Genomic DNA, 23,378 nt, shown 5'->3' on the forward strand with positions numbered 1-23,378 from the left:
TTGATTCTTGTACTGTTTATTGTACAAGTGTAGCGATTCAAAAATATATTCAGCAATGCCAAGCAACTGCGAAATCAATATCTAAAGGCTCTTCGTGGTTATGAAAAAACTTGCGCCTACGTAATGACGATCGCTCCTAACCTCGTGATACAAAAAGACGTGCTACTTCACAGGCAAAGTTAGGCAGCAATGGCGATGTCATCACATCATCTATTAGCAATGTCGTAACCAGTTTTAACTGAGCGTTATCCCGTCGATAGACTTCAATTCTTTGAGCAATGCGATCGACAATCCAATACTCATTGACTCCTTGAACCGAATACAATTTCAACTTAGCTAAGCGATCGCGATCTTCATTGGCTTTTCCCGGAGACAGCACTTCCACTACTAATTCCGGCGCTCCGCGAAAATGCCCCACTTCATCTTGAATTTGAGCCAACCGTTCATAACTCACCCATGCTACATCGGGAGCGACATTATCAGAGTCTGAAAAAATCAGTCCTGGCATAATCGAGGGTTCTCCCAAACCACTTTCTATAGACCAAGTGTTTAGGACTGAAAAGATACATCCAATAACATGCTGATGTTTATGGTGGGGCGATCGCGTCACAAACAATTCTCCATCGATAATCTCATAACGAATCCATTCGTTATCGGGTAATGCCGCAACATCTTGAATTGTCCAGCGAACTCTGCTTGTAGTCTGACTCATGAAAGTTTTGCCTGGGTAATGAGAGTTTAATATTTCTTTGTCATCCTGTGACGCATTTCCCTAACAGCAAACTATAATATATATAACACGAGGGTCCGTCACGGTTTCGACAGGTTGGCGAACGCTGCTCTGTGATTCAGGTCGAGAGTGAGTCTCCTCTCGGAAATCAAAGGCTCAAACAAAAAGTAAATGCGAATAACATCGTTAACTTTGCTCGTAAGGATGCTCTAGTAGCTGCCTAAACGCCTCTTATAGGTTCGAGCGTCTTTAGTTTGACTCCGTTAAGGACTGAAGACCAAACCCCAACGGATGCTCTAGTAAGCGTTCTCTGGTTGGCTTGCTGGCTAAGATTAAATCAGAGCATCCTACGTTCGGGATAATGAACGATTCCCGCCTTGAGGATCAGAAAGGCTAAACCTGTGAATGAGCGGGGGGTCAATACCCAATTTGGACAGCAGTTCGACTCTGCTCGGATCCACTAAAAATAAATAACAAGTCCACCAAACACTTTAACGTTTAGGTGGATTTTGTTTTCATAGGTGAATTTTGCAAATATACCTGACGGCAGAAATCGTGGCTACCCAATCGGCTAACTATCTGGATAAATGGGTTTGAGTCTCCAGTGCATTTTTATGGAGGTCATTCAATAAAGCGATCGCACTTGTTCCTGCATTACGTAAATGCCTTCGTTGCGTATTTGGTTCTAGAAGCATCCCACCGCTATGGTGAATACCAACTACCTGAAAATTATCATCGAAAATAGGCGACCCTGATGAACCCGGTTCTGTACTTGTAGTATATTGCAATACTTGATTATCAGCGTAAGCAACAAAGTTATTCTGTATCGAGATTTTCTTTAAATGACCGCCAGGGTGTTGAATAATTGCTACGCGATCATCTCGTCGCATTAATTTACTTTTAAAGGTTAAGGGTTTGCCGAAGTCAGGTACATCTTTTAGGGTCACGACAGTATAGTCTAGTTCTTTATTCGTGTAAAAAGCTCCCCCTGCTAAAGCTGCAACACTCTGTGTTGGACATTCTTTACCGTTGAGATCCAGTTGATAGTTAAAGCTAAAATTACTTTTTTCTGCTACTTTCTGACTTTGAATTACGTGATTATTCGTCATTAGTAAATCAGATGTAATCATAAACCCCGTACCTAAACCTTCGGGAGTGGCGATACGAACCACAGCTTTTGAAGCTTCCAGAGCCAAGTTTAAAATGTAGATATCGCGTAATGTGTTTTCCCCAATAATCTTTTCTTTGATATCAGCTGTACTATCCATTCCCTTCCAGTTGTTAATTCCACGGCTAGGACTGACTGGAATATCTAGCGGGTAATTCTGAAATAGTTCTACGATAAAGTCTTTATCTTCATCCCCAGCGTAAGGCTGAATATAGTTAAGGAAGACAGCAAGAGCTTCTTGATTGTAAGCAACTCGTCCAAATTGCGATAAAAACCGCACCACTTCCACAGAAACACCCATTGGCGCACCATCTAAATCTAACCGCGCTAGAATAATATCTGCTTGAGCTACACCTTGCAATGCACCTGCGACTAAACGACGGCGATCGCGCATATTAGCAAAGTCGGGTAAATTCTGTACAATGCGGATAAGGCGTTGGAAGTCAGGCTGCGATAGTTGGACAGTCACGGTTGCTGTATCCTATTGAAACAAATTACTAAATTGCTAGTTTACACCTATTCATTTCTTAAATTTAGACGTTTTCGCTAGAACCTTGTTTAATTGGCAGAACGCACCACACAAATTAGTTTTGCTTGTAAGGGTTCTGATGCAATTATTGTTTCGTTAATCCGCATTGCCATTTGATATCTATTAGTATCATTAATGTAAACAATAATACCTGTATACTTTGGTAAACTTTTATGTAATCGGATAAAATCTTGGCGATTGAGGATAATAACAACTCGATTGTCACAAACTGCAAAGGCTAAAACCTCTTCATCAGGAATTCCCAGATTTGCATTTCCAGCTTCTTGTACTGAAATACATAATTTTCCGAAATTGTAAGTAGAGAACTTGTTGATTTAAATATAACGCCCATCAACTGAACTAGTTGCCAAAAGCGTCAATTTATAAAAATTATCAGCCGCATGGAAGTATGAAACAGATACGCAAACAGGCTTTATTTGCTACATTTTTGTTTAGCAATATTTCATTATCATCAGTATCGAGTCTAGTATTAGATAAGTACCTGCACAATTCACTCACAGATAATAATAGGGACTCTGCAAATTTATTAAACTCGAACGCAAAAGCAATAAGTTCAAGTAGTTTTGAGCCAGTTGTTGGTATTAAGTTACCACCCATAAAACTACGATGGCCATCGGTTAAATGGCCACAGATTAAACCACCCAGACCACCGATTAAACCACCTAAACTAACCTATCCTAATCCCTTCAAACTACCACACCTCAAGTTTAACTATCAGCAAGTTAGTCTTCAAGTTAGTCAAGCAATGTCCGAAGCTAAGAAGAAGCAAGCGACACAAACACTTTTGAATGATATGCCATCGTTGCATGCGATAAGCTTAGAACAACGCATGACGGATGATATCACCACAAAGATTCAATCACAATTATTGATATATGATTTACCTAGCCATGTTCAAAACTTGAGTGATCAAGCATTTCAAGAAGCAGCACAGAATTATTATTCAGCGCGTGATGCTGCTTTCAATTTACTAGCATCTCGTTACGCTAAAAAAGGGGTGTTGACCAGTCTAGACGAACAAGATGCACAATTAGCGGCACAACAAGCTATTCAAGAACAACGTCGTCACAAAATATTAGTTTTGAGTGGTGTGACAACCACTACAATTGCCGGAATTGCAGTTGCATCAGCTACGTCAAGGGTTCAAGCAAATAATAACAAGCGAACTTAAGGACTTTGCCTCGAAATCGCTATCATATATATCGCTTACCCTAAAAAATATGGCTCTCCTAGACTTCGTTTGATAAATTAATACTAAAAAACACCTAAAACACCTGATATAGCTAGGTTTCGCTAAAACAGAATCAAAGATTTAATAAAAATATGCTTTCTGATTCTTGAATCCCCAACTATGTAAGGACTTAACCTGATATCAAGTATTAATTTTCTATAACTAGTCTAGGAGAGCCAAAAATATTTGGCTAATCAATAATGATTTCAAAGCTAGCTTTTGAAAAAGTAGTTGAAAAAGCTTTTCCAACTACTTTCTTTTTTTATTTTCTCATATAAATCTTCCATTTGGTTGGCTGCATCACCCATCTTTTGCTGTTGAAATAGTTTGATAGCTAGCTGAATTTCAGTTTCTGCTTGCTTTTGTTTTCTTTGTGCAAGTAGCACAAACGCATACTGTGTATAGGTAATTGGATCTGGCGTGCTATTTATAATATTGTGTTTTATAGCTTCTTCAAACTCAACAATTGCGTCCTTATATTTGCCCTGACTACTCATAACCATTCCTAAATAGCGGTGAAATTTTGAATTATTTGGATTATCTCGTTTGATCGCAATTGCTGTTTGTAAGTTACTATATGCATCTAAAAAATTTTCTACTCGGCGCTGACAATTTCCTAACTCAGCGTATGCTTCTGCATATTCTGTATCAATCTTAATCGCTTGTGTATATTCCTTGATAGCTTCTTCTAACCGCTCACATTCACAAAAAGTACATCCTAACAAGTAGTGTATTTTTGCTAAATCACTTGGTGCATCATCAGTGCTAATTTCAATCGCCTGTTGATATGCCTCAATAGCTTTATCAAACTGAGCTTTTACGTAAAAACTATTTCCCAAACCTTCATAGAGTTTAACATTGTTTGGTTCAATGCGAATAGCTTCTCGGAGTTCTGCGATCGCATCATCTATTTGCTCATTTTGTAATAAAATATAAGCTAAATTCTGATGACAAATAGCATTATTCTTATTAATAATAATTAGTTCTCTGTAAACATGAATTGATTTTTCCCACTTATTTTGTTTATAAAGTTCGTGAGCTAATTTAATATAAAGTGCTTCCACTTCTTTCATTTTAAGTTGCGAATGTAGCGCTTTTAAGTCGCTCCGTGTTGTTGAAGAAAACGGTAACTCATTATGAATTTGCTTAACTAAAACCTCTAAAAATCTATCAAAACTGTTTTGATATTCGTAAAACGGCTGTAAAACTTCTTTCTCAATATTTTCAGCCTTTTCTTGCGAGATTATCAAACGTTGCTTACATTGATCTAAAATGTGACGACCTGCAACTGAAATCTTACCATCAGGGGTAACTCTTTCCTCCACTACTTTTCTATATTCAGCTTCTGGTGATGATAGATCATCTCGTATAGATAGATTATCCTGCAATTTATCAAGTAATTTATCAATACGTTGCTTTACATCTTCTCCCACTTGCTCCCGCGCATATTCCAAAATCGCGCGTAGATACTGTTCCCCTCCATAATTTGCTAACTTCTGTACCATATCCCGCATGAAAATTGCTACAGCACCACTACAATCGATGTGTTGCAACACAGGTTTATCATCCAACGCAATATGTAAGAAAGTTCGACGTTCTCTCTCCGATTCCATAAATGGTCTAAGAATTTCCATCAAATCATTGGTAGTGCTAGAGTCTAATTTCAGCATCAACGCAACCTTTCACTTGTGCTAACGTTGTGAATAACACACTTACGTACAAGTATATTGTAGAAACTGCTGATGATTTCAAGTTGTAAGCGCGATCGCATATCTGATGCTTTACTGCACATCTACACCCATTTGCGATCGCGCATATTCATCAAGTGTCAGTTATGGCGAGTGATGGTTTGCAGTCAAAATCGGATTTTATTCAAAACCTAGCTTTCCAGTTTCGGGATTTAGTGAGCGTAGATGCATAGACGCAAAGCGGCTTTTGTTAATTAATGAATGTTTTGTTCCTGGGGTTGTTTGCGTGCGTTTCCAAACCTCTTTCCCCTTTTTTTAAGTACCCGTCGTAATCGATCTGCACTCAAGTTTACCTGACGTTCAGATGCCAGTTTTTTTGCTAATTGTTTAGAGTTATAAGTTTGTGACTCTTGAGCTAAACAATTCTCTAGATAAACCAAATCTGATTCTGAATATCGGGGTTTTCCACCTCTACCAGGAGCATCCCACAGCCCTGATAAACCCATCTTTTCCCAACGATGAAGGGTTTGACGGACTGTTGAAATTGCCCAGTTCAAACCTTTAGCAATTTGCTCATTTTTTAAGCCGCGATTATTCAGCAGTAAGACTTGAGCCCGATCCTTTGTGCGTTGGGGAACATCTTTGGCTTTTCTTAACTCTTCTAAAGTCAGCTTTTCTTGCTCAGTTAGAAAGACTTTTAATCGGCATCCCATAATTAATAACCTTTTACACAGTAATTGTTGCCATTTTTCTTAAGGATTTATTGGCGTTGTCCTAATTAATGCCTAAAGTCGATAATAAAGGACTGTATCATTAAAATTATTAAATTAATCCTGTGATGACGGTGATTTATCGAAACTTTAAAAATTATTTTTACGCTACCTACTATTGGAATGAACTGAAAAATATATACATACAAGCCTAGTTCCTTTTTATTTAACTCATCTCTGTAAATTTTTTTGACTATCTTCAAACAATATCTGTTTTTCCGACTTTACATAAATTTTATATTTTCCGTAACAACATTATTGCTTGAAACAAAGATATATTCAATACCTATTGGAGAGAGAAAAAATTTGTGTTAATTTTCCTATTTTTACCACTTTTCCTACCTTTCCTACCTTTCCTACTTATTTGTAAAATAGCGGATTAAAAAACTAACTTTTAATCTATCTTCTTAAGACAACTATTTTGCACCATAATTACAGAGTTTGGTTATATTTTCCCTGTTCCTAGTTAAGAGTTCCCTGCCCACGCAAGCAAATTCAGGAATCAAATCGGATTGCTATAGATATGTGATGTTAATTTTAATTTTTTTAGTTTTTATCGTCAAATAATATGAAGAAGATGATATTTTTAAAGTAGGATAAAAATAGACAAATTGCAAAATAAAATACTAAGTATATTTTTTGGGATAAATTAATATTGAGTAGATTTTTTGAGTCATATTTTTTGCTAGAAAACAGCAATAAATGATACAAGTTAAATTTTTCAAAAACTGATATTCATTACAACTTAAACAAAAAATAATAGAGAGAATGGGGGCAGAAGAAAAACCTGACAATTTGCGCTCGGAGACGAATAATGGTAGCGATGTCTACGACCGGCAAGGCCAACGCAGAAAACGTTCAACATCGGCTAACTATACAAACTGTAGAAATTGCCCCTAACACAACGGCGATTCGCTCTCTTGATTGGGATCGCGATCGCTTCGATATCGAATTCGGACTGCAAAACGGCACAACCTATAATTCATATCTAATTAGGGGTGAACAAACAGTTTTGATTGATACTTCTCACCAGAAGTTTCGCGATCTGTATCTAGAGACTCTAAAAGGTCTTGTGAACCCCAAAACAATTGATTACATAATTGTCAGTCACACAGAGCCAGACCATAGCGGCTTGGTAGAAGATGTTTTGCAATTAGCTCCTAGAGCTACTGTTTTAGCTTCAAAAGTTGCACTTCAGTTTTTGGAAGGCTTAGTACACGATCCATTTTCTAAGCGGGTTGTGAAAACTGGCGATCGCATAGATATCGGCAAAGGACACGAAATGGAATTCGTGAGTGCGCCTAACCTGCACTGGCCGGATACAATCTTTAGCTTTGACCGCAAAACCCAAATTCTCTATACCTGTGATGCCTTTGGGATGCACTTTTGTGACGATCGCACCTTCGACGAAGATTTAGAAGCGATCGAAGCTGACTTTAGATTTTACTACGATTGCTTGATGGGCCCTAACGCCCGTTCGCTGCTGAATGCGATGAAGCGGATGGGTGATTTAGGGAAGATTAATATAATTGCCAATGGTCACGGCCCCTTATTATACCACCATTTAGATGTTCTAACTGGGTGCTACGAAAATTGGAGCCAAAAACAGGCTAAAGCAGAAACAACAGTTGGCTTGTTTTTTGTCTCAGATTATGGTTATGGTGAGCGCCTGGGCCATGCGATTGCCGAAGGTATCCTAAAAACTGGCGTTGGCGTAGAAGTATTAGATTTGAGTACTGCCGAGAGCCAAGAAATCCAAGAACTAGCCGGGAGAGCAGCTGGCATCATTATCGGTATGCCCCCAAGTACCGCCGCCGCCGCCCAAGCTAGTATCAGTTCAGTGCTAGCTGTTGCCAAAAACAAGCAAATCGTTGGGCTATTTGAATGTTACGGTGGGGATGATGAACCCATTGATACACTCCGCAGAAAGTTTATCGACTCTGGCATCAAAGAAGCCTTCCCAGCCATTCGGATTAGAGAGGCTCCCACGGCATCTACATTCCAGTTGTGTGAAGAAGCGGGTAAAGACATCGGACAATTGCTAGTGCGCGATCGCAACATCAAGCAAATCAAGTCCCTTGATGTCAACATGGAAAAGGCGTTAGGTCGCATTAGTAGTGGACTGTATATAGTCACGACTAAAAAAGATAATGCCTCAAGTGCGATGTTGGCATCCTGGGTAACGCAAGCGAGTTTGCAACCATTAGGATTAACAATTGCCGTTGCTAAAGACCGCGCCATTGATTCTTTGATGCAAGTAGGCGATCGCTTCGTCCTCAACGTTTTGGAAGAAGGCAATTATCAAGAATTGAAAAAGCACTTTCTCAAGCGCTTGCATCCTGGTGCTGACCGATTTGCGGGAGTAAAAACTCAAACCGCGAAAAACGGTTCTCCGATTCTGACAGATGCTTTGGCATACATGGAATGTGAAATACAGACCAGCATGGAATGCAGCGACCACTGGATTTTATACTGCACCGTCCAAGAAGGTCGTGTTTCCAAAAACGATGGACTCACAGCCGTTCGCCATCGCAAAGTAGGTAATTACTACTAAGAAATAGAGAAGAGGTAACAGGTGACAGGGGACAGCAAAGAAAACTATCCCCTGTTTCCTATGATCTATACCCTATAACCTATTCCCTGTTCCCTATAACCTATTCCCTGTTCCCCAACTTTTAACAGCTATGACCAATTCCAAGCCACGCGACGTACAAGTTTTACCAATTGCTACAAATACTAAGGCTTTAAGAGCGCGTAGTTGGTCACGTCTGCGGTTTGAAATTGAATACGCACTTGAAAGAGGTACTACTTCCAATTGCTATTTAATTGAAGCTGATAAAACCGCACTTATTGATCCACCGCCAGAAAGCTTTACTGAAGTTTATTTAGAGGCATTGCGGCAGACTGTAGATTTGACAACTTTAGATTATATAATCCTGGGTCACTTTAATCCCAACCGAGTTGCAACCCTTAAAGCAATTTTAGAACTGGCACCACAGGTAACTTTTGTCTGTTCTCTTCCTGGTGCGAACAATTTGCGGGCTGCTTTCCTAGAGCAAGATTTGAAAGTCTTGGTAATGCGGGGGAAAGAAACTCTGGATTTAGGCAAAGGTCATGTTTTAAAATTCTTCCCCACTCCTAGTCCACGTTGGCCAGAAGGACTTTGTAGCTACGACCAACAAACCCAAATTCTCTACACAGATAAGTTATTTGCAACTCATCTCTGTGGTGATGAAGTGTTTGATGATAATTGGGAAGCCCTTAAAGAAGACCAACGTTACTACTTTAACTGCCTGATGGCTCCTCAAGCTCCTCATGTACAGGCAGCTTTGGAGAAAATATCAGATTTGCAGGTGAGAATGTATGCTGTGGGTCACGGGCCTTTAGTACGCACCAGCTTAATCGAGCTTACCAAAGCCTATGGAGAATGGAGCCGTTCTCATAACGATCGCGAGATTTCCGTTGCCCTACTTTACGCTTCAGCTTATGGGAATACGGCGACTTTAGCACAAGCGATCGCTCTGGGATTAACTAAAGGTGGAGTCGCAGTCAAATCAATTAACTGCGAATTTGCCACCCCTGATGAAATTCGCATCAACCTAGCACAGTCAGAAGGTTTTATCATCGGTTCTCCTACCATTGGTGGTCATGCACCTACACCCATTCATACTGCTTTAGGGATTGTGATCTCAAGCGGTGACAACAGCAAACTCGCTGGGGTCTTTGGTTCTTATGGCTGGAGTGGCGAAGCCTTTGACTTAATCGAAGGAAAACTCCGGGATTCTGGATATCGCTTTGGCTTTGACACCTTGAAGGTCAAGTTTAAACCAGATGATGTCACACTCAAATTCTGTGAAGAACTAGGTACAGACTTTGCCCAAGCACTGAAAAAAGCTAAAAAAGTCCGTGTGCCACAACAAGCTGCTACTCCAGTAGAACAGGCTGTTGGTCGAATTGTTGGTTCCGTCTGCGTGGTGACAGCGAAACTTGGAGAAGTGTCTACCGCAATGTTAGGCGCTTGGGTTTCTCAAGCTACCTTTAATCCACCTGGAATAAGTGTAGCGATCGCTAAAGACCGAGCGATCGAATCTTTGATGTATCCTGGCGGTAAGTTTGCCTTAAATATTCTACCCGAAGGCAATCACCAAGATTACATGAAGCATTTCCGTAAATCTTTTGCGCCTGGGGAAGATCGATTTGCTAACTTTAGTACAGCAGTTGCAGATAACGGCTGTACTGTCCTCACCGACGCTTTAGCATATTTGGAATGCTCAGTGAATCAACGTCTAGAATGTGGCGATCACTGGGTTGTATATGCAACTGTAGACGAAGGTAAATTACTCAAGCCTGATGCTGTTACTGCTATCAACCACCGTAAAACAGGTACTCATTACTAACTCTTTATAGGTACTCTCCAACTTAGGAGATTATCTTGCAATGCAACTTTAGCAGCATTTCTGCTACTTACTCTGTCTGCTAGATATCCAATCAAGCACACTTAAATCCACCTATCACTCTCATGTGTAGGTGGATTAATTTTTTGGCTAGAATTTCCAAGAAATAAATTATTCTATTTTGTGGGGTGGGACGAAAGCTCAAATCTATATCTAGCAAGCATTTTACACATATTCTCATCCCCTAACCCCGAATCCCAAAATTAGGATTCGGGGAAATTAACTTCCGGCTCCCCTCTCCCGTAATCGGGAGAGGGGCTGGGGGTGAGGGCAAAACGTTGGTTGTCACAAAGAGGGTTTTACCTGAAGTTGACACCAATAGCTTTTCGGCCACTCCACAATAAATAGTTGGATATTTTTTTATTTGGAAGTCACAAGGAAAATTTTTTAACACAAAATCTTAACAAATCAGTCTTGTTTTCACATATCTGTAGTTAAGTCAACGAGTTCTATAAAACCAGAAAATGCGATCGCTCTGTTGCAACCATCGCTTAAGTTGCAAGTATATCTTCTTACCAGTAAAACATTCAAATTCCTGCTAGATTAACCGCTTGTATTTAAAAAGTGTATCTGTAGCCAGGATTTCAGAAAACAGTATAACTGATCGCAGTATATGCAATCAGAAAAATAGTGCGTGCAATTTCAGTATTAAAGCGGAAACAACATAAATTCACTTTGTAAAATTACGCAATTTTTACCAGGACAACTGCAAAATCGCAGTGTAGTCTTTAACTAGAAAAACACTATCAGGCAATTGCTAGACAAAATGCCAAATATGGCTACGAAACTTTTATAATATTTGTTGCTTTTATGACTCCAAAACACACCAAAATTAAATTTCCCCTTTGGCAGTATCTGAACCAACCTTTATTTAGTCACGATACTAAATTAGTATTAAATCCTCAACGCTTTGCATTGATCTGGCGGCTTCGACTTCTAGAACGCTGTTGGGCTAAAGAATGTGATGCTAAAGGGCCTCAACAGCATTAGCTACCTGAAAAGCCGTCAAACTAAGCCTCGTCTACAGAACGAGGCTTTTTGCCATCAAGTAAAGCACTGACAGTCATATCTCCCATAACATTAATTGCGGTACGGCAGCGATCCAAAAACCAATCGATGGTAACTAGCAAAGCAATATACTGGGTAGGTAAACCTACAGAAGTAAACACCAGTGTCATCGTTACCAGTCCAGCATTAGGAATATTCGCCGCACCTACAGATGCAAAAATCGAAGTCAGGATGACAATTAACTGCTGTCCCAGATTCAGATGTTGTCCTATTAGTTGCGAAATAAACAACGCAGACATTGCTTCATAAAGAGCAGTACCATCATTATTGAAATTTGCCCCAACTAATGCCCCCAAAGCAGCAGAAGATTCCCTTAAACCGACTTTTGTTTGCAAAACCTCAAAGGTTACGGGCATTGCTGCCGCAGAGGAAGAAGTTGAAAAAGCTGTTAAAAAGGCATCAGATCCGCCAGCTAGGAATTTTAGCGGGGGTACCCAAGAACCAAATTTTACTCTGGTCAAATAGTAGCACGCTTGCAATGACAGTGCTAACAGCACCGCCAAGATAAATGCACCCAAAGATTTAAACGGTGCAAATCCTTGCATCGCAACTGTTTTAGCCACAATCCCAAAGACTGCGAAAGGCACTAAGGCAATTACCCAGTTGAGGACGCGGACTACCGCCTCAAATAAAATCCCGATGACATCCTCTATCGGCTGGTATCCGTTTTTCCCTTGGGCGATTTGTTCAGATTTTAATGCCCGCAGGACGATGCCAAAACTTAGGGCAATTACAATTAGTTGGATGACATTATTATCAACTAATGGCTTGAGAACAGCTTCTGGTACAGCATCTTTGAGTATTCCCCAAGGGTCAATACTCTGAGTAGTTATTTGTGTACTTGTTGAGGTGGCTACATTTCCCCAAGTTCCTGGACGTAGTACATTGGCTACCAAAAGTCCTACTAAAATAGCTACGGTAGTGTTAGTTAAAAGTAGCACTGCTAGCCGCCGTCCAGCTGTACCGGGGATATTCGTAGTCATTAAGGTGTGCAGCACCGCTACCAAAATTAAGGGTGTAGCTAGGGCGCGGAGAGCCTTTAGCACCAACTCAGCCGGAATTGCTAAATTATTGATTAAGGTGGCATCACTGGGATTAGGATTCCCCGCACCAAGGGCAATTCCAACGCTGACTGCGGCTACTAGGGCGATGAGAATTTGCAATGTGAGAGGGATACGCTGCCACCAAGGGCGAGCTTTGGTTTCAGACGAAGTAGTACTCTCTGTTTCACTCATTAGTTAGATGCTGATTAACTGCTGTAACTATTAAAACAACATTGATGACAGTGGCAATTTCGGAAAAAGAACAGCTTTAATTTTAGTTAAAAACTGTTAATCTAATATTCCATTGCTTTGCAAAATCCGGCTTGAAAGGGTATACCACAAGGTAGGCCCCTAAAGATATCTTGGCTTGTGGTTGGAGATGCTTATGTCCTTTGTGCCTTTACATATTCACAGTGATTACAGTCTACTAGATGGGGCAAGTCAGCTACCAGAATTGGTGGATCAAGCGATCGCACTGGGGATGAAAGCGATCGCCCTTACCGATCATGGTGTCATGTATGGAGCCATTGAACTGATCAAAATCTGCCGTAGTCAAAATATTAAGCCGATTATCGGCAATGAAATGTATGTAATTAACGGCGATATTGAAAAACAAGAACGTCGTCCCAAATATCATCAAGTCGTTTTAGCTAAAAATACTAAAGGTTACAAAAATTTAGTTAAATTAACCACAATTTCTCACCTCAAAGGTGTTCAAGGCAAAGGAATTTTTTCTCGTCCTTGTATTAATAAAGATTTACTCAAAGAATATCATGAAGGCTTAATTGTCACCAGCGCTTGTTTGGGTGGAGAAGTTCCCCAAGCAATTCTCAGTGGTAGACCAGATGCAGCCCGGAAAGTTGCTCAGTGGTATAAAGATGTATTTGGTGATGATTATTATCTCGAAATTCAAGACCACGGTTCCCAAGAAGACCGGATTGTGAATGTAGAAATAGTCAAAATTGCGAGGGAACTAGGCATTAAATTTATTGCCACTAATGATTCGCATTTTATTTCTTGTTTTGACGTTGAAGCCCATGATGCCTTGCTATGTATTCAAACTGGCAAGCTAATTATTGAAGATAAGCGGATGCGTTATAGCGGCACAGAATATCTCAAATCTGGTGAGGAGATGCGGCAGCTATTTCGTGACCATTTAACGGATGATGTAATTACCGAAGCGATCGCAACTACAGAAGAAGTCGCTGATAAAGTCGAGCCTTACCATATCATGGGTGAGCCTCAGATTCCTACACCCCCAATTCCCTCCGGTCATACTGCTGACACTTATGCCGAAGATGTTGCATGGAGTGGGCTTTTAGAACGGTTAAATCGCAAATCTCGCCAAGAAGTCGATTCCGTCTATAAAGAAAGATTGGAATACGAATTAAAAATGATTCAGCAAATGGGTTTTTCCAAATACTTTTTAGTTGTATGGGACTACATCAAATTTGCTAGAGATAATAACATTCCTGTCGGGCCAGGTCGTGGTTCTGCGGCTGGTTCATTAGTTGCTTATGCGATGCGAATTACTAATATTGACCCTGTGCATCATGGGCTACTATTTGAGCGTTTTTTGAACCCAGAACGAAAATCTATGCCCGATATTGATACAGACTTCTGTATTGAACAACGGGATAAAGTTATTGATTATGTAACCGAGAAATATGGTGCAGATAGAGTTGCTCAAATTATTACTTTTAACCGCCTAACTTCTAAAGCAGTTTTGAAAGATGTTGCCAGAGTATTAAATATTCCCTACGGGGAAGCTGACAAAATGGCGAAATTAATTCCTGTGGTGCGGGGAAAACCAACAAAACTCAAGGTGATGATTTCTAATGAAACTCCAGAACCAGAGTTTAAGGAGAAATATGATAAAGAACCCCATGTTCGTCACTGGCTTGATATGGCAATGCGAATTGAAGGAACTAACAAAACTTTTGGTGTTCATGCAGCAGGTGTAGTAATTTCAGACGAACCACTTGATGAAATTGTGCCTTTACAGAAGAATAATGACGGTTCCGTGATTACTCAATACTTCATGGAAGACCTGGAATCAATGGGTTTGTTGAAAATGGATTTTCTGGGTTTACGGAACCTGACACTGATTCAAAAGACCGTTGATTTGATTCAAGAGACTAGAGGATATCGGGTTGATCCTGATGAAATTCCCCGCCAGGAAAGAAAAGCCCAGAAGATATTAGCTAAAGGTGAACATAGCAGTTTACCTAAAGATGTACAAAAAACTTATGAACTATTAGAAGCAGGTGAATTAGAAGGGATATTTCAATTAGAATCTTCTGGAATGCGTCAAATAGTGCGAGATTTGAAGCCTTCTAATATAGAAGATATTTCTTCAATTTTGGCACTTTATCGACCGGGGCCGTTAGATGCAGGACTGATTCCTAAATTTATTAACCGCAAACATGGCCGAGAAAATATTGATTATCAACACGCTGTTTTAGAACCAATATTAGACGAAACTTATGGAATTATGGTCTATCAAGAGCAAATCATGAAAATTGCTCAGGATATGGCTGGATATTCTCTAGGACAAGCTGACTTGCTGCGTCGGGCGATGGGTAAAAAGAAAGTTTCTGAGATGCAAAAGCAGCGAGAAAAATTCGTGGATGGCGCAGCAAAAAACGGTGTTCCGAAAAAAGTTGCGGATGAATTATTTGAGCAAATGTTAAAGTTTGCTGAATATTGTTTAAGCTATGACACGGAAATATTGACAGTAGAATATGGATTGTTGCCGATTGGCAAAATTGTAGAAAAATGTATTGAATGTAATGTGTATAGTGTTGATAATAATGGAAATATTTATACGCAACCTGTAGCACAGTGGCACGATCGCGGAGAACAAGAGGTGTTTGAGTATTGCTTGGAAGATGGTTCAGTGATTCGGGCAACAAAAGACCATAAATTTATGACTGTTGATGGTCAAATGTTGCCAATTGATGAAATATTTGAACGGGAATTGGATTTGATGCGGGTTGAGGGTTTGCCAAATTGATGTTTCTACGTCTTGAAGTTATAGGATTATTAGCTCAATAATCCACTAATAGCAATTTTGGATGAGTAAGAGAAACGAACCGCAAAGGACGCAAAGGACACAAAGAAAGAAAAAGGTCAAAAAATTCGGCGCAGCCTCACAAAGAAATGGTATTAGCACATTAATTTTTATAAAAAAAAGCTTAACTAGTCCAATTTTTAAACAAAGTTTAGGGGTTTAATTCCCCTGCCTCTACAGGCAGAACGTTTTGGGTCGGGGTCTGTCTTGCAAAGTTGCTCCTCTACAGCGCTTCGCGCATCCTGCGGCGGGGGAGACCCCAAGACCGCACTTTGCGCTAAATCCCCGTCAAAAAACTTAATTACGAATTACGAATTACGAATTACGAATTACGAATTATTCTGTCTATAGGCTAGAAGCATGAGGCTACACTTAGTGACATGATCAAAGGAGGTGATGTTTTTATGTTGTCCTATGAAGATATTGGTGCTGAATGCCGGATCGAGTACCCAAAAAAGTTGTCTGTATGAAATTGCAGACGAGGCTTTCTCCACCCAAGCAGCCCAACCCCTTTGGGAAGGAAAAATCAACTGGACTCAAGATCGCGGTGTGGCAGAAATTGAGGTGAAAACCGCTACGAGTGCAATGCAAGAATCAATTTCTGATGATTCTCCACAGGCACACCTCACCTATATGCTTCATACACTTAGTGATGGTGCTACCAAAGTAATTGATCGGTTGTCAGATATCGATGTGGTAGGGCATCGGATAGTACATGGTGGACAGGATTATCGAGATAGTGTGGTAATTACGGAGGATGTTAAAAAGGCGATCGCTCGTCTATCTAACCTCGCTCCAGCACATAATCCAGTTGCTTTGGAAGGCATAGAAGCAATTGAAAAAATCTCAAAAGATGTCACTCAAGTAGCAGTCTTTGATACCGGATTTCATGCCACTTTACCTGATGCCGCAGCAATCTATCCCGGCCCATATCAGTGGGTAGAGCAAGGTATCCGTCGCTATGGGTTTCATGGTATTAGTCATCAATACTGTTCTCAACGTGCCGCCCAAATCCTCGGTCGAGATGTTCCACCTGAGCGGTTAATTACCTGTCATCTTGGCAATGGTTGCTCTTTGGCGGCGATTAAAAACGGCCGCAGTATTGATACCACAATGGGATTCACGCCTGTAGAAGGATTGATGATGGGTAGTCGTTCTGGTTCAGTCGATCCGGGGATTCTGATTTATCTGTTGCGGTACTGCGATTATTCCGTCGAAAAGTTGGATGATATCTTAAATAAAGCTTCTGGGTTAAAGGGTATTTCGGGTGTATCTAGCGATATGCGGGAAGTGAGAGAAGCAATAGCTCAAGGTAATTCTCGCGCTCAACTGGCGTGGGATATCTACGTACATCGTCTACGTTCTGGTATCGGTGCAATGCTTACCAGTTTGGGCGGATTAGATGCTTTGGTGTTTACAGCAGGTGTAGGTGAACACTCTGCGGAAATTCGCCAAGCCGCCTGTGAAGCCTTTGGTTTTTTGGGATTGAAACTCGATCTTGAGAAAAATCAGCAAGAACCTGTTGATGAAGATATTGCAACAACTGATTCAGCAGTGCGGGTATTAGTGATTCATACTCAAGAAGATTGGGCGATCGCTAGTCAGTGTTGGCAACTTTTGCAAAAATAAAAGTAGAATCTACTTAAAAAATTTAAAAATAGTTCTAACGACAGAAACTAACATAAAGATAATTTTCCAAGCTCGTGGCCTGATAAAGCTTAAAATGAAATCTGCAAGTTTTGGGGCAATAAGTGATAACAATGGCAATAATAAAGACTTAGCATCACTAAAGTTACTAATAGCACTAACAGTAACACTAGGGATGAAACAAATCATCATCCATGCAAACCAATTTATTAATTTAGAATCGATAGAAGTACGTCTTTGAAGTTGATTTACAAGTACATACCGAGTAGTAGCAAATAATATAGCGAAGCCTATCCAAGCAAATATCGATAATATTCCATTTGCTGGATATAAACTATAGGCTACAAAAGCAGCCGGAAACAGTGAAGCTATCTCCCAAATTAGCAGATTTAGTTTAGCCTGAAAGCAACTTAGTATTTGTTCAGTCAGCCAATAATGAGCAGAGATAATTGTTGAACAGTTGGGATTTTGCATAAAATCCAACTTGATTTTATGGAATATATCACCATGAAGGAGGATAGTGCTTTGCAAAATGATGTCTTTCTCTTCATAAGTATCTGATGCTGATTCAGGCTGCTCATAGTAAGAATTAAAGGTAAGCCCAGACTGTAAGCTTGTTTTGCCTCGTGCAGTTTTATTCAGAAGAGATTTTATAATATTGACTATCACAGTAACATAGAAAAAATTACTCACCTGTTTTTCAGTAATTTCTTTTGTTTCTCCAAACACCACATTATTACTAAAACAGGCATAATACCACAGAGTAATTATCAGCTTTGGCGGAATATACAGAGAAATACCAGTTTTTTGTGCTTGCTGAATCTGTTCTACAATAGTATCATTTAGGTAAAAACTACACTGCGATCGTTCAAGCTTAAGTTCAAAGCGATCGCCTTGAGGAACTTGTAGAAATAGAGAGAGTATAACATCAGCTTGATTGTCTGTTTTTGTTATGTTGGCGTTCATTATCAAGATAAATTTGCGATACCCTGTACCAAACTAATCAAAAAACTAAATGTTCCACGCCACTGCTTTTCTCCAGAGATAACTCCTTGATTATGTGTATTAATGATTAGATTTTTAGCGTCTTCAGATAAACTAAATAGTTCTTTATGGTAACGAGTAATAATATCTCCATCTAACTGCATGACAGTTTGAGCAAAAATAATATCAGTTTTGATACTTGTCACGTTACCACCATCAAGTGCAGCTTTTAATTCATACATTTTACGTAGGGTACGAACAAATCTGACTTTTCACGCTATCTGGAAAAGTCAGAGGATGTTTTGATCCCTTATGAAAAACTTTTAACGCGTTCAATGAATAGAGAAGATACAGAATTAGGATTTTATTATTCCTTGTCACCTAAATAATTTACCGAAAGACAGGCTTTTTCGCCGTCTTTCAGTAAACACGCTATCGCTCATCCAAGGCGAACGGCAGCACTTGATTGTATTACTACTTGTGAGCCAGTGTATGATTTTAGGCAGGGAGAAATTCGGTTGAGGAAGATACCAAAAGCGATCGCAATATCTTAACAATTTATCTACATTACTATTTTTTACTACTCCAAGGTTTATTTAGAATCACCTGCTACTTCTTCAACCCCATATTCCCGCTCTATCAAACCCAACAATTTCTCTTCCACAGCAGTTAAATAAGGACAATTCACCTTCCCCAATAACTGCAACAGACTTTTGACTGTCTCCTCTAGCGAATCGGAATAAACCCAATTAATGCGATCGCATATCACCCGCATCTGCTGACACTCGGCAGGCAGGTAATTGTAAGATTTGAGGTGCTGCAAAGCAACGGTGTACTCCCCATCCCAGCTTTTGACAGTGCAACTAAAATCATTCACTCTTATGACTATCCCCCAGCAGCCACCCTTACCTCTGAGTTCTGGGTTCTCTTTTGCAAGGATTTGGCAGACTTCACCAATTTGGTACGTATTGGGTACTTGGGTTCTCTCTATGATGCGTTGCACCACATCTTTGACGATTCTACCAGTAGGCACTTTCCCACCAGCCATCGGTGAGAGGTTAAGAGAATCTTACTTTTGTCAATTAGAAATTATGCTGAAAATTTGGGAAAAAGGGAGGTATGAACTTAACTCTTGTACTGAACTGATAGGTCAAAAATGAATGATGCCTATTAAGATGACGCGATCGCCTGCTCAAAAATTCTGTTTCTAACCCCGATTTTTTGCAATATTTTAAGTACTATTGCTTATTGACAAATGTTATCCGATCTTAACCTCTCACGAATGCCCACCAGCAAGTTCTACTGCCGTTAGCCACACTTCTTGCTGTTCCTGGGGTTCGAGCTTGGTCATGGGTCGAAATTGGCGCTCACTCGTGGGCAGAATTTGTGATCCATTGGTTGTCAAATTCTCATTTGCCACATTTTGACAACCAATGGTTGTCAAATTTTCGTAAACACCAGCTGCGGCAATCAAATAATTTGATTGTTGCCGACTATGCCCAAAGCGATCGCGGCAATAATCTTCAAAGGTTTTGTGTGTGGAGCGATACAGCCTGCGATCGCGCAGTTCCATCAGCGCCTTCCCCGCCTCAAAAAACGCTCTTTCCACACGCCGCTCTAGGTGAAGGCGATCGCTTTGCTCCTCTTGGGTCAACTCTGTGATTTTTATTTGGGGGTCATACTTTAAACTGCTGGAATTGTTTTGCAATATACATTTTGGCAGTTTTTGACCCCTATTTCTTCAAACTTCGTGAGAAATTCGGGTTAAGTTACTAAAGTACTTTGTAGTAACTTTGTGGGCGTTTTTATCTTTCGCTTATTTCCCCTGAATTTAGCAAAGCGCATTCGGGGGCTTTACGCATCACCCATCGTAAAGCTATTTGCTTCGATCAAGGATAAAAATGATAAAGGCTGACTCAGTCAGAATTCAGGAGCCAGAATAAATGAGACAACAAGCCTTGCACATTCCAAGATTTGATAGTTTGGCAAAAAGCACACCAGTTTGTTTTATTGGTATATCAATTTACTGGTCAATTTACTAAATCGGAAATATATGGACTTACTTCCCAATTTAGACGAGCAGCAATCTCTATTGCAGCAAATATAGCTGTTCGCGGAGCGTCCCGTAGGGAGGGTTTTAAGAAAAAGGGAGCAACAGACAAAGTACGGTTTATGAACATTGCACAAGGCTCTGTAGAGGAATGCCGCTACTATTTAATTCTTTCAAAAGACCTTGACTATGGTGAGGCAGCGCGGTCTTGGGGGTTTCCCCCATGAGCGACTGCCGGTGACACATCAGGATTAATGCTTCAACTTGAGGAGGTTAGTAAATTACTAACAAGCTATGCTAATTCCATTCTGAATTCTGACTCCTGACTCCTGAATTCTTACGATGATGCCATCACTGCTAAGGTTTGCAAAAATATGCTCACGTACAACTAACGTGAACATATTCCGTTGTACTTCGTACCAATTGCTAATTATTTTTTCAGACCGCATAAACTTCAATCTAATAAAAGCTTGAAGTGAACAAAATATGTAGGGCGAACGCATCTAAATATTAAAGATCGATAATCAAGGTGGAATTCCCCAACACTCTACCACACAGTACTTCAGAGAATTAGGCATGAAATTGAATAAGAATGATAATCGTTGTAGGGGAGTTTGTGGCAGCCGACGGCTGCCAAGCAATACGGGTTCGTTTTTGTAGTAAATTCGATAGTGCGTTAAACAAAAAGAACCAGATTATAGTTGAATGAAGCGATCTTGCCAAAAATCACAATTGCTGACTACTTTAGTGTCATAGAAGATCCACGCATAGATCGTACCAAACGACACAATTTAATTGATATCATGACCATTGCCGTATGTGCGGTTATTTGTGGAGCAGATGGTTGGGTAGGAATAGAGACTTATGGTTGTGCGAAGTATGAGTGGTTACAAACATTTTTAGAGTTGCCAAATGGCATTCCATCTCATGATACTTTTGCGCGAGTATTTGCACAAGTAAATCCCCAACAGTTTCAATTATGTTTTCTTGATTGGATAAAATCAATACATCAGATAACCGAGGGTGAAGTAGTAGCAATTGATGGAAAGACCTGACGTGGTTCTGATGATAAAAGCAGTGAACAAAGCGCAATTCAAATGGTAAGCGCCTGGGCAACTACAAATAGATTGGTGTTGGGACAAGTGAAGGTGGATGAAAAATCGAATGAAATTACAGCAATTCCAGAATTATTAAAGGTCTTAGAACTGTCTGGATGTATTGTGACAATTGATGCAATTGGCTGCCAGAAAGAAATCGTGAAATTAATCACACAGCAAGATGCAGATTATGTAATTACGTTAAAAAAGAATCAGGGAAATCTTTATGATGAGGTAGAAAAACTATTTAAGTCAGGGATAAATACAGGTTTTGAGGGGATTGAACATAGTACATATAAAACAGATGAAATAGGGCATGGTCGTCATGAAATCCGCCACTATGTGATGTTATCTCAAATTCAGTCTCGGCTTAATCCAGATTCAGTTTGGTCAAACTTTAATAGTGTTGGGATGGTAGAATCCGTCCGTTCATTAAATGGTGAAACAACGGTTGAAACCCATTATTTTATCAGTAGCCTTGAGTCAAATGCTAAACAGTTTGGTAATTCTATTCGCAGTCATTGGGGAATTGAGAATTCATTACATTGGATATTAGATGTCGCCTTGAGGGAAGATGACTGTCGCATTAGAAAAGATAATGCTCCACAGAATTTTGCAATCCTCAGACATATTGCAGTCAATCTTTTAGGTAAAGAGAAGCGTGTCAAACGTGGAATAAAAAATAAACAGTTTCTCGCTGGGTTGGATAACAATTATTTATCAAGAGTTTTCGGGTTAGCATAAACTAAATATATCAGAAATTAAATTTAAATCTTTAAGGAAAATCTCACTTTTCTTTGAGATAAACATACTTTTATAAACTCGAATTTTGAGTTGTTTTAGGATCAATAAATAATTATTCAGCTTCAAATAAGCTAATTCATGTTTTCAGCGATAATCCATTTGTTTTATTTATCATCTTCTCGATTTTTACAACTGTCTATGTCATTTTGAAATCTCTCTTAGTTTTTATTAGGAAATAAGATGCGTTTTCCCTACATTGCTCCCCTACCCTAGTTGCCGATTACTATAGCGGCCCCAACCGTGCGGCGTTTATGGGTCTACAGTCCGGATTTATGGGACTGGGTGGCGTGTTGTTTTTGACCTTAGGCGGCATCCTCGCGCAACAAAGTTGGCATTATCCCTTTGGAATTTATCTGTTTGCATGGCTGATTGCGCCGCTAATTATTCTGTTTATTGTCGAACCCCCTGCGGTGCAGCCAACATCGTCTGAACGAGCCTCAGATGATGCCAAGATGGTGATCCAATCTATCCCGATCGGGGTCATGGTCGTCGCGTATGGATTGACGACGCTCAGTCAAATTGCGTTTTATCTAATTCCGGTTCAGATGCCTTTTTTCCTCAAGAATTTGGTAGCGGCCGTACCTTCTCAAACTGGGATGGCGATCGCCTCAGTCAACTATGACAACATAAAACAGCGCATTGAGTTTGTCACTTTTCTGCCTTTAGTTTTTGGGCTAATGGGTATTGGCTATTTACTAATTGGTCAGTCATCAAACTGGGCACAAGTATTAACTGGACTAGCTCTTTGTGGAATGGGGGTAGGACTTTTAATGCCCAATATGTCGATTTGGCTAATGACCACTGTACCTGAAGCAATTAGGGATCGGGCGTTGGGGGGGCTTTCCACCGCGATATTTTTGGGACAGTTTTTGTCACCGATCGTCACCCAGCCATTTACTAAAACTCTGGGCTTAGGCACAGTCTACGCGATCACTGGAGGCATCTTAGTCGTTATTGCCTTGGGTTTCGCAGTGTCTAAGACCCAAATGCTGACTTTGACCCGTGTTCGCACTATCTAAAT

At 40.0% G+C, this 23,378-nt stretch carries 18 protein-coding genes, 1 other RNA gene and 4 pseudogenes; 12 read left to right on the top strand and 11 right to left on the bottom strand.

What is annotated here, in order from left to right:
- Positions 1 to 136: 136 nt before the first annotated feature.
- Complete coding sequence (locus HWQ36_RS08770; protein WP_292700743.1) at positions 137 to 712, bottom strand: Uma2 family endonuclease; 576 nt, start codon at positions 710 to 712, stop codon at positions 137 to 139.
- A gap of 91 nt (positions 713 to 803) precedes the next feature.
- Between HWQ36_RS08770 and ssrA the strand changes: the two genes are divergently transcribed.
- Positions 804 to 1,193, top strand: a transfer-messenger RNA (tmRNA) gene (gene ssrA, locus HWQ36_RS08775).
- Between the two features lie 112 nt (positions 1,194 to 1,305).
- On the opposite strand, the gene HWQ36_RS08780 is transcribed toward ssrA, so the two are convergent.
- Both HWQ36_RS08780 and HWQ36_RS08785 read right to left on the bottom strand, forming a co-directional pair.
- Entirely contained in the window at positions 1,306 to 2,367 is a 1,062-nt protein-coding gene (locus HWQ36_RS08780) for a trypsin-like peptidase domain-containing protein (RefSeq protein ID WP_292700746.1), read from the bottom strand.
- A gap of 89 nt (positions 2,368 to 2,456) precedes the next feature.
- The gene (locus HWQ36_RS08785; protein WP_366828667.1) at positions 2,457 to 2,762 is read right to left on the bottom strand and encodes a DUF5615 family PIN-like protein; all 306 of its coding nucleotides are present in this window, start codon (positions 2,760 to 2,762) and stop codon (positions 2,457 to 2,459) included.
- A gap of 74 nt (positions 2,763 to 2,836) precedes the next feature.
- Between HWQ36_RS08785 and HWQ36_RS08790 the strand changes: the two genes are divergently transcribed.
- Positions 2,837 to 3,619: a hypothetical protein gene (locus tag HWQ36_RS08790; RefSeq protein WP_292700749.1), complete on the top strand. Its 783-nt coding sequence runs from the start codon at positions 2,837 to 2,839 to the stop codon at positions 3,617 to 3,619.
- A 272-nt stretch (positions 3,620 to 3,891) separates the two neighbouring features.
- Here the strand turns inward: HWQ36_RS08790 and HWQ36_RS08795 are convergent, their stop codons facing one another.
- Positions 3,892 to 5,349, bottom strand: a complete 1,458-nt coding sequence (locus tag HWQ36_RS08795) for a tetratricopeptide repeat protein (protein WP_292700751.1) — start codon at positions 5,347 to 5,349, stop codon at positions 3,892 to 3,894.
- 72 nt (positions 5,350 to 5,421) lie between these two features.
- Here HWQ36_RS08795 and HWQ36_RS08800 point away from each other — a divergent pair, with 72 nt between their 5' ends.
- Positions 5,422 to 5,562, top strand: a complete 141-nt coding sequence (locus HWQ36_RS08800) for a hypothetical protein (protein WP_292700754.1) — start codon at positions 5,422 to 5,424, stop codon at positions 5,560 to 5,562.
- A gap of 59 nt (positions 5,563 to 5,621) precedes the next feature.
- Here HWQ36_RS08800 and HWQ36_RS08805 read toward each other — a convergent pair whose 3' ends face one another.
- Positions 5,622 to 6,080 carry a helix-turn-helix domain-containing protein gene (locus tag HWQ36_RS08805; protein ID WP_292700757.1) on the bottom strand — a complete coding sequence of 153 codons (459 nt, stop codon included), beginning with the start codon at positions 6,078 to 6,080 and terminating at the stop codon, positions 5,622 to 5,624.
- A gap of 871 nt (positions 6,081 to 6,951) precedes the next feature.
- Between HWQ36_RS08805 and HWQ36_RS08810 the strand changes: the two genes are divergently transcribed.
- From HWQ36_RS08810 to HWQ36_RS08820, 3 genes are all read left to right on the top strand, one after another.
- Entirely contained in the window at positions 6,952 to 8,691 is a 1,740-nt protein-coding gene (locus HWQ36_RS08810; protein ID WP_292700759.1) for a diflavin flavoprotein, read from the top strand.
- Positions 8,692 to 8,821: 130 nt separating this feature from the next.
- Positions 8,822 to 10,534: a diflavin flavoprotein gene (locus HWQ36_RS08815; RefSeq protein WP_292700762.1), complete on the top strand. Its 1,713-nt coding sequence runs from the start codon at positions 8,822 to 8,824 to the stop codon at positions 10,532 to 10,534.
- 867 nt (positions 10,535 to 11,401) lie between these two features.
- Positions 11,402 to 11,581 (top strand): hypothetical protein, encoded by a 180-nt coding sequence (locus HWQ36_RS08820; RefSeq protein ID WP_012411172.1) that lies wholly within the window; start codon positions 11,402 to 11,404, stop codon positions 11,579 to 11,581.
- Between the two features lie 20 nt (positions 11,582 to 11,601).
- Here the strand turns inward: HWQ36_RS08820 and HWQ36_RS08825 are convergent, their stop codons facing one another.
- Entirely contained in the window at positions 11,602 to 12,894 is a 1,293-nt protein-coding gene (locus tag HWQ36_RS08825) for a dicarboxylate/amino acid:cation symporter (RefSeq protein ID WP_292700767.1), read from the bottom strand.
- A 193-nt stretch (positions 12,895 to 13,087) separates the two neighbouring features.
- On the opposite strand from HWQ36_RS08825, the gene HWQ36_RS08830 reads away from it, so the two are divergent.
- Positions 13,088 to 15,718, top strand: coding sequence for a DNA polymerase III subunit alpha (locus HWQ36_RS08830; RefSeq protein WP_292700769.1), 2,631 nt, complete (start codon positions 13,088 to 13,090; stop codon positions 15,716 to 15,718).
- A gap of 471 nt (positions 15,719 to 16,189) precedes the next feature.
- A complete protein-coding gene (locus HWQ36_RS08835; protein WP_292700835.1) occupies positions 16,190 to 17,404 on the top strand; it encodes an acetate kinase in 1,215 nt (404 codons plus the stop codon).
- A gap of 9 nt (positions 17,405 to 17,413) precedes the next feature.
- Here the strand turns inward: HWQ36_RS08835 and HWQ36_RS08840 are convergent, their stop codons facing one another.
- From HWQ36_RS08840 to HWQ36_RS08855, 4 genes are all read right to left on the bottom strand, one after another.
- The gene (locus HWQ36_RS08840; protein ID WP_292700772.1) at positions 17,414 to 18,388 is read right to left on the bottom strand and encodes a hypothetical protein; all 975 of its coding nucleotides are present in this window, start codon (positions 18,386 to 18,388) and stop codon (positions 17,414 to 17,416) included.
- Positions 18,389 to 18,390: 2 nt separating this feature from the next.
- Positions 18,391 to 18,648, bottom strand: a complete 258-nt coding sequence (locus HWQ36_RS08845) for a hypothetical protein (protein WP_292700774.1) — start codon at positions 18,646 to 18,648, stop codon at positions 18,391 to 18,393.
- A 350-nt stretch (positions 18,649 to 18,998) separates the two neighbouring features.
- Positions 18,999 to 19,454 carry a hypothetical protein gene (locus HWQ36_RS08850; RefSeq protein WP_292700777.1) on the bottom strand — a complete coding sequence of 152 codons (456 nt, stop codon included), beginning with the start codon at positions 19,452 to 19,454 and terminating at the stop codon, positions 18,999 to 19,001.
- Between the two features lie 228 nt (positions 19,455 to 19,682).
- A complete protein-coding gene (locus tag HWQ36_RS08855) occupies positions 19,683 to 20,114 on the bottom strand; it encodes a hypothetical protein (RefSeq protein ID WP_292700780.1) in 432 nt (143 codons plus the stop codon).
- 266 nt (positions 20,115 to 20,380) lie between these two features.
- Here HWQ36_RS08855 and HWQ36_RS08860 point away from each other — a divergent pair.
- A pseudogene (locus HWQ36_RS08860) lies at positions 20,381 to 20,782 on the top strand (four helix bundle protein).
- Here HWQ36_RS08860 and HWQ36_RS08865 read toward each other — a convergent pair.
- Positions 20,741 to 20,947: pseudogene (locus tag HWQ36_RS08865) on the bottom strand (hypothetical protein); the annotation flags it as partial. The pseudogenes HWQ36_RS08860 and HWQ36_RS08865 overlap by 42 nt on opposite strands.
- A 210-nt stretch (positions 20,948 to 21,157) precedes the next feature.
- Between HWQ36_RS08865 and HWQ36_RS08870 the strand changes: the two are divergent.
- From HWQ36_RS08870 to HWQ36_RS08880, 3 genes and pseudogenes are all read left to right on the top strand, one after another.
- Positions 21,158 to 22,297, top strand: a pseudogene (locus HWQ36_RS08870) (ISAs1 family transposase).
- A gap of 269 nt (positions 22,298 to 22,566) precedes the next feature.
- Positions 22,567 to 22,941: pseudogene (locus tag HWQ36_RS08875) on the top strand (MFS transporter); the annotation flags it as partial.
- A gap of 12 nt (positions 22,942 to 22,953) precedes the next feature.
- On the top strand, positions 22,954 to 23,376 hold the full coding sequence (locus HWQ36_RS08880; protein ID WP_292700838.1) for an MFS transporter: 423 nt from the start codon (positions 22,954 to 22,956) through the stop codon (positions 23,374 to 23,376).
- The last annotated feature ends 2 nt before the right edge of the window (positions 23,377 to 23,378 follow it).

It is taken from the genome of Nostoc sp. NMS2 (genome assembly GCF_017115105.1).
Taxonomy (GTDB): Bacteria; Cyanobacteriota; Cyanobacteriia; order Cyanobacteriales; family Nostocaceae; genus Nostoc.